Raw genomic sequence first — 4094 nt, forward strand, 5'->3', positions numbered from 1 at the left:
GTTTTTTTGTAGCTGTAAAAATTAATACCGCATTATATGAATTTTTAAACAATTTAATGTATTAAGCTTTCTTCAGTAACGTCAAAAGTTCTATCTAATTACAACGCAATTTACACTTCAAAATAGACCTATTATTCAAGCAGATTAGTGCAAGTTGTAAGTGTTCGTTATTTTCGATTGCTCACATCGTTAAATGCGATTGTTCTTTTGTAGTGAATAACTTTAGAATGCCAATTAATTATATGTGTTCGCTATTGGTTTTTAATTTTTAGCGCCCATATAAGTACCAGCATTGCGAAAGCAATTGAAAACAAACTCAAAATATTTGGAGAATAAAATGGGTGTATTAGTAGGCCGCCAGGCACCAGACTTTACCGCTGCAGCTGTTCTTGGTAACGGTGAAATTGTAGATAGCTATAACCTTCATGAAACAATTAAAGGTAAAAAAGCAGTTATCTTCTTTTACCCACTAGATTTCACGTTTGTATGTCCTTCTGAACTTATTGCATTTGATAAGCGTTTTGAAGAGTTTCAAAAGCGTGGCGTAGAAGTAATTGGTGTTTCTATCGATTCACAATTCTCACATAACGCATGGCGTAACACTGCTGTTGCAGACGGCGGTATTGGTAAAGTTCAATACGCACTAGTTGCAGATGTTAAACACGAAATTTGTAAAGCGTATGACGTTGAGCATCCAGAAGCAGGTGTTGCATTTCGTGGTTCATTCTTAATCGACGAAGAAGGCAATGTACGTCACCAAGTAGTGAACGATTTACCACTAGGTCGTAACATCGACGAAATGCTTCGCATGGTTGACGCGCTAGCGTTCCACACTGAACACGGTGAAGTATGTCCTGCTGGTTGGACTGAAGGTAAAAAAGGTATGGACGCAAGCCCTGAAGGCGTTGCTAAGTTCTTATCTGAAAACGAAGGCGAGCTATAATTTAGCCCTTAGTTTTAAATAAAAAAACCGCCAATTGGCGGTTTTTTTGTGTCTTTTATTTAGAAAGAAAAGCTTACTTTAGTGTACAAGTAGCGGCCACGAGGATTATGCACAGCTGATGCATAACCGTATAAATCGCCATCGCCATCACCAATTGCAAATGGTGGCTCTTCATCAAATAAGTTATTAACACCTAAAGATATTTTAGCTGATTCAGTAATACGGTACGACGTTTGTAAATCAACAAGCGTTTGCGAGTCAATCATACGTGAAGTATTGCTATCAAAGTCTAAATTGCCATCAAAGTCGATATCAGGCGTATCTTCAAATTCGCCTACATAACTGATATTTACATTGGTGTTAAACTCACCAATTTCCCAGTTGGTTGAGAAAATAAAGCGATGCTCTGGGTAGCCATATTCACCCGTGTAATCACGACCATCTTTTTCAAACTTATCTTGATATGCCCACTCTAAATTAAATTTAAGTAAACCTAAGTCATCAAGAGAGTGGTTATAGTTTGCTGAAACATCAACACCAGACACTTCTTGCGATGATAAATTTTTAAATGTGCTGTGTATTTTTTGTATTGTGCCTAAGCTTGCTCCGCCTGTAGGAGCTAAACGAACACATACGGTACTATTTTGGTTACCACATTCTGCAGCATAAATAGGACCAAATTCTTCTTCATCGATTTTATTATCTTGAGTAATGCTCCATACATCAACACTTAAACCAAACTCAGCTGTTGGTGCCCAGATAACGCCCACGTTCCATGATTCTGACTCTTCTGCTTGTAAATCAGGGTTACCAGAGAACTCAATGTTGTAATCAAGTGCTTGGCAATCTAATCCTGTTTGTTCACAGCGCTGTGTATCAACAAAAAATTGGCTTTTTTGTGATGGACCTAAGCCTATTTGCGCTAACGAAGGCGCTCTAAAGCCTTGCGCCCAAGAACCACGAACCGTTACTTCATCAGTCGGTGCCCAGCGCAGAGCTATTTTTGGATTTGTTGTTGTACCAAAGTCGCTATAATCATCGTAACGACCGGCTAATTGTAGTTCGAGGTTTTCAGCAAGTGGGATTGAGAACTCAACATATGCAGCGTATTGTTCACGATCAGCAGAAGCTGATACTGATTCAGTACCAAATATTAAGCCACGTTGAAATTGATCATCAGGGATATCATTTACATCTTCTTCACGGTACTCAATACCGGCGGCCATCATTACAGCTTCGCCACCAAAACTAAACGCTTCACCTGTAATGTTAGCGTCAAAAGAGGTCATATGAGACTCACCGCGACGCACTAAGCTAGTTGTGATTCTGTCAATTACAGCTGGGTCGTTATATGTGCCACCGAATGGATTATAGTTACCGGCATCAATTTCTTGTTGTAAGAAATCGGTGCGTACCCAGCCTTGTGTACGATCGCCTGTTTGTAGTGATTTACTGCGACCTTTTTGTACCGCTGTCTCCCAGCTCCAATCGTTTATTTCGCCTTTTAACCCTGCAACAAAGCGTAAGGTGTCTGACTCAATGTCCCATTGGCGAGCGCCTGCATCTACTGTACGGTAACGACCAATTTGAATGTCTTCACCAAATGGATTGTTTGGGTGATTAGCGGGTACCGTAAGGCCTGCATCTTCATCAAGTGGTGTTGGTGCACCTGCAGCGACAGAGCTGTTATGCTGAACAGCCATTTCTAAAAAGCCAGTAATGCCGTTATCAAAGCGGTATTCAAATTGTGAAATAGCGCCTACACGCTCAGATGCTGGGGCAACATATCCATATGGGCCGTAATCAAATAAACAGCTACCACTTGAAGTTGCATTTTCAGCAGGACAGGCAGGGTCGATTGTTTTAACGCCATCCACATAAAAGTAGCCTGGGAAACCACGAGATGAACGGAAATCTTCACCACCATAAGGTGCTTGGTTTGCAGTGCCAAGGCTGCCCATTTCATCAGAAGAAAGAGATGTGTTTTTAAAGTAATCGATAATAACAGATGCACTACTTTTTTCGCTTGTTGTACCCCAAACTAGGCTTGCTGTTGTTTCTTCATAATTTGGACCATCCGTACCGCCATAGCCTAGGTTAATCTCAACACCATCAATATCTTTCTTTAAGATAACGTTAACTACACCCGCTACTGCATCTGAGCCATAGATAGCTGAAGCGCCATCTTTTAGTATGTCGATACGCTCAATAGCAGAAACAGGAATACTGTTAATATCTACAAATGAGTTGGTGATACCTTCAGCAAAGGCACTAATTGATACACGGCGACCATTAATTAATACCAGTGTTGCATCGGCTCCTAAGCCACGTAAGCTTACTGCAGCTGAACCGTTAGCGGTTGAATCTTGGTTGTTACCACGAGTAGAGAAAGTACCGCTACCTGCTACAGGCATTCTTTCTAGAAGTTGCTGTAAATTATCGTAACCCATGTTTTCGATTTCAGCTCTACCGATTGATTGTACCGGAGAAGGCCCTTCAATATCAGTTCGCTTAATACGAGAACCAGTAACCTGAATTCGCTCTACTTTTTTAGCTTCTTCTGCTGCGTAGGCTGTTGTTGTAAAACCTGCTGATAATGCGAGTGTTGCGCCCACAATAATGCTTGGTGTAAATGCAGTTGATTGCTTCATCCTTAAGTCCTTGTTGATATATTATAAAATTATTTGCTTAACAAGCGCGGGTATTAATATCATGTAACTTAAGTGTTAGCAATTAGCTTAATTTGTGATTTAAGTATTAGTTTCAATGCTTTTTTGTGGGTTTTATGACCTTATTTATACTTTGTTTTCTAGGTGAAACTAAGCGTGAATAGGACATAGGGTTAATAATTGTCATATAGCTACATGAAGCCATGTGTGGAATAGCTAATGATAGAAATAATTTGTAATAATTTATTTCTATAAATTAAAACTTATGTTTGTTTTTATACTTTTAATTTATTCAATTATGTAATACCAATTCGCAGTAATACTTAATCAATTTGAGGGGTTAAAATTGATGCTAAAGGCATTGAAATTTTCTGATTTACGACTGCTAGATACAGGAGGTGGGGTAATGCAGGAGTAATTGCTGATAATGGCTAAGTAATACCAACCTGCATAAATCTTTGATCAATTTAACGAATTAAATT

The 4094-nt window shown here is 39.4% G+C and carries 2 protein-coding genes; one reads left to right on the plus strand and one right to left on the minus strand.

Annotation, left to right across the window (positions count from 1 at the left end):
• The first annotated feature begins 337 nt into the window (after positions 1–337).
• Positions 338–943, plus strand: a complete 606-nt coding sequence (locus tag GQR46_RS17010; protein ID WP_007378637.1) for a peroxiredoxin C — start codon at positions 338–340, stop codon at positions 941–943.
• A gap of 59 nt (positions 944–1002) precedes the next feature.
• Here the strand turns inward: GQR46_RS17010 and GQR46_RS17015 are convergent, their stop codons facing one another.
• The gene (locus GQR46_RS17015) at positions 1003–3594 is read right to left on the minus strand and encodes a TonB-dependent receptor (RefSeq protein ID WP_024608153.1); all 2592 of its coding nucleotides are present in this window, start codon (positions 3592–3594) and stop codon (positions 1003–1005) included.
• Positions 3595–4094 lie beyond the last annotated feature (500 nt).

Origin of the sequence: Pseudoalteromonas sp. Z1A6 (assembly GCF_011378745.1) — a bacterium.
Taxonomy (GTDB): Bacteria; Pseudomonadota; Gammaproteobacteria; order Enterobacterales; family Alteromonadaceae; genus Pseudoalteromonas; species Pseudoalteromonas arctica.